The 3,512-nt window shown below is 64.7% G+C and carries 4 protein-coding genes; 1 reads left to right on the top strand and 3 read right to left on the bottom strand.

Features of this window, described 5'->3' with window-relative positions; translation table 11 throughout:
- Positions 1–120 precede the first annotated feature (120 nt).
- Genes ACSFE6_RS31200 through ACSFE6_RS31190 form a run of 3 tightly spaced genes read right to left on the bottom strand, consistent with a single transcriptional unit; the run spans position 121 to position 2,376 of the window.
- On the bottom strand, positions 121–531 hold the full coding sequence (locus tag ACSFE6_RS31200; protein WP_272602689.1) for an SRPBCC family protein: 411 nt from the start codon (positions 529–531) through the stop codon (positions 121–123).
- 28 nt (positions 532–559) lie between these two features.
- On the bottom strand, positions 560–1,357 hold the full coding sequence (locus tag ACSFE6_RS31195; RefSeq protein WP_435431215.1) for an SDR family NAD(P)-dependent oxidoreductase: 798 nt from the start codon (positions 1,355–1,357) through the stop codon (positions 560–562).
- A gap of 2 nt (positions 1,358–1,359) precedes the next feature.
- Positions 1,360–2,376 carry an aldo/keto reductase gene (locus tag ACSFE6_RS31190; RefSeq protein WP_435431214.1) on the bottom strand — a complete coding sequence of 339 codons (1,017 nt, stop codon included), beginning with the start codon at positions 2,374–2,376 and terminating at the stop codon, positions 1,360–1,362.
- A 126-nt stretch (positions 2,377–2,502) separates the two neighbouring features.
- Between ACSFE6_RS31190 and ACSFE6_RS31185 the strand changes: the two genes are divergently transcribed.
- Positions 2,503–3,417: a LysR substrate-binding domain-containing protein gene (locus tag ACSFE6_RS31185; protein WP_435431213.1), complete on the top strand. Its 915-nt coding sequence runs from the start codon at positions 2,503–2,505 to the stop codon at positions 3,415–3,417.
- The last annotated feature ends 95 nt before the right edge of the window (positions 3,418–3,512 follow it).

Genomic DNA, 3,512 nt, shown 5'->3' with positions numbered 1-3,512 from the left:
CCCCCCCCCCCCCCCCCCCCCCCCCCCCCCCCCCCCCCCCCCCCCCCCCCCCCCCCCCCCCCCCCCCCCCCCCCCCCCCCCCCCCCCCCCCCCCCCCCTACAGGGGATCGTTGGTGTTGATCAGGCCGGGTAATTGGCCCGCAACGCCTCAAGCCCCCCCTGATAAATCCCGGTAAACAACGCCACCACTTCCTCGTCACTCACACCCACCGGCTCGAACCGACCGGACCAGGTCACCCGGGCGCCCTGCCCCTGCGCCTCCACGCGGATCGTGGCCAGATAATCCGTAGCCGGAAACGGCGCCTGCAAAATCGAATAGCTGTAGGTTTTCCCGTCATTGTCGAACGCTTGCAGACGTTCGATCACCACCGCGCCGTCCGCCGTTTGCAGGCTGCGCACGCGTCCGCCTTCGCTCAGTTCACTCTTGGGAATGAACGGCAGCCAGTCCGGCAGCGAGTTGAAGCCGCCGATCAATTGCCAGACCTGATCGGCCGAGGCCGGGATGTCGATGGATGCAGAAGTTGTTGCCATGAAAAATACTCTCCAGATCAAATAAGGTTCAAATGGCCAGGCTGTCGACGACACCGCCGTCGACCCGCAAGGCGGCGCCGGTGGTGGCCGAGGATAGCGGTGAGGCGATGTACGCCACCAGGTTCGCCACCTCTTCGACATCCGCCACACGCTGGATGATCGAGCTTGGACGCGCCTTGCGCACGAAAGCGTCAGCTTCTTCGCGAGCGCTGCGCCCGGAGGCGGCGATGGCGTCCTTGAGCATGGCCTCCACACCGGCGGTGAACGTCGGCCCCGGCAGGATTGCGTTGACCGTCACCCCGGTGCCCGCCAGACGTTTGGCCAAGCCATGGGACACCGCCAGGTTGGCGCTTTTGGTCACGCCGTAGTTGATCATCTCGGCCGGGATCGCCACGCCGGATTCCGAAGACAGGAAAATCACCCGGCCCCAGCCCTGCTTGACCATGTCCGGCACGTAATGCCGGGCCAGGCGCACACCGGAAATCACATTGATTTCATAGAAGCGCGTCCACTCGCTGTCCGGGGTCTCGAAGAAATCCACAGCGTTGTAGATCCCGAGGTTGTTAACCAGCACGTCAGCGCGGGGTTCGGCGGCGAACAGTTTCTGGGCGCCTTCTGCCGTGCCCAGGTCCGCGGTCAGCCCGCGCAGTTGGGCGCCGGGCACCTGCTCACGTATGCTCGCCAGCGCCTGGTCGACCTTGGCCGTGTCACGGCCGATCACCACCACCGTAGCGCCGGACTCAGCCAGTGCCTTGCTGATGCCCAGACCAATGCCGTCAGTGCTGCCGCTGACAATCGCCAGTTTTCCACTCAGATCGATTTTCATGCTCAAGCTCCAATGATGGGTAATGGGGCGCGATCCGATACCAGCTTCGCGTCACGCAGTGCCTGCCAGAAGGCAGCGGGAATCACCGCCGACAAGGCGCCGACATCTTCGGCAATCCGCTCTGGGCGGCTGGCGCCCGGAATCACAGCGGCGACTGCCGGGTTAGCCAGCGAGAACTGCAATGCAGCGGCTTTGATATCGACGCCGTGGGCGGCGGCGATACGTTTGATGTGCTCAACCTTGGCAATGATCGCCGGGCTGGCCTTCTGGTATTCAAAGTGCGCGCCACCGGCCAGAATCCCTGAGCTGTACGGCCCGCCGACCACGATCTCGACGTTCTGCGCCAGCGCCGAATCCATCAAGCGCTGCAAGGCGCGGTCATGGTCCAGCAGCGTGTAGCGACCGGCCAGCAGGAAACCGTCCGGCTGCGCTTCGCTCAGGTCCAGAGTCAGTTCGCACGGCTCGACCTTGTTCACGCCCAGGCCCCAGCCCTTGATCACGCCTTCTTCACGCAATCGGGTCAACACTTTGAAAGCCCCGGTGCGCGCCTGGTTGAAGTACTCCAACCATTGATCGCCGTAGAAGTCCTGGGCGATGTCATGCACCCAGACGATGTCCAGCCGATCGGTTTTCAGGCGCTTGAGGCTGTCTTCGATCGAACGCATCGTCGCATCGGCGCTGTAGTCGTTGACGATCTTGTTCGGGCGACCGTGTTCGAACACCCCGCTCTTCTCGCCCAGATCGCGGGCGGCGGCGTCTTCGACTTCGTCGAGAATCACCCGGCCGACCTTGCTGCTGAGCACATATTCATCACGGTTGTAGCGGGACAGTGCCTCACCGAGGCGAATTTCCGACAGGCCCGAACCGTAGAACGGCGCGGTGTCGAAGTAACGCACGCCGGCATCCCAGGCGGCGTGGACGGTGGCTTGCGCTTCTTCCTCGGGAATGGCGCGGAACATGTTGCCCAAAGGTGCAGTACCGAAGCCCAGCGCGCCGGGCAGTTTGTCTTTCAAGCTCATGGATGAATCCTCTCAAATGTCTGGTGACCTGTAGGAGCCGGCTCCTACCGTTGAGCAGATCCTAGATTGCGAGGATCGGACCGCCCAAGACATAATTGGCAGCACTTGAGTCCCCAGAGGTCTGACATGCTCGACATCCGCCAATTGCGCTACTTCGTCACCGTCGCCGAGGAAGAACACGTCGGTCGCGCCGCCGAACGCCTGCACATTTCCCAGTCGCCCCTGAGCCGGCAGATCGCCCAGCTCGAAGAGCGCCTGGGCCTGACCCTGTTCGAGCGCAGCCAGCAACGCATTCGCCTCACCCGCGACGGCCAGACGTTCCTCGCCGAAACCCGCGCCCTGCTGACCCACGCCAATCGCCTGGAATCCCTCGGTAAACGCCTCGGCCGCGGCGAAGAAGGCGGTCTGTGCATCGGCTACATCGAAAACGCCATGCACGCCGGTGTCTTGCCCAATGCCTTGCGTGTACTGCGAGGCGAGCGGCCGAACGTGCACGTGGCGCTGTACAACCTGAGCTCCGCCGAACAACTCGAAGGCCTGCGACAGCGTAGTCTGGATATCGCACTTGTCAGCGAACCGCCGACGGACGACGACCCCGACCTGCTGGGTTTCCAGGTGCTGGACGACCCGATGCTACTGGCATTGCCCGACGATCATCCATTGGCCAGCCAGGCCACATTGACCCCCGCCGACCTCGCCGCGCAGGAGTGGATCGGCGTGCAGCACCACCACAATCTCAGTAACCGCGAAGACTTCGTCAGCGCCTGCATCCGCGCCGGCTTCACCCCGGACATCCGCATGGAAGCCACCGGCCCCTTCACCGCGTTTGCGCTGGTGGCCTCGGGACTGGGCATCGCCATGGTCCAGAAAGGCTTGAGCCGCAACGCACCACCGGGCGTGGTCCTGCGGGAAGTGCCGTGGATTTGCGTCAGTCGACCGCTGTGGGTGGCGTGGCACCGGGTCAATCTGCGGCCGCTGGTGGAGACCTTCCGGAAGATGTTGACCGAGCCGGAACCGGAGTTAGCGCCGATGACTGCCTAGTGCAAATCCCCTGTGGGGGGGGGGGGGGGGGGGGGGGGGGGGGGGGGGGGGGGGGGGGGGGGGGGGGGGGGGGAGGGGGGGGGGGGGGGAGGGGG

The organism is Pseudomonas baetica (genome assembly GCF_051216495.1).
Classification (GTDB): Bacteria; Pseudomonadota; Gammaproteobacteria; order Pseudomonadales; family Pseudomonadaceae; genus Aquipseudomonas; species Aquipseudomonas baetica_B.
The sequence above is the reverse complement of the archived record's forward strand: the minus strand, read 5'-3'. Positions and strand labels throughout refer to the sequence as shown.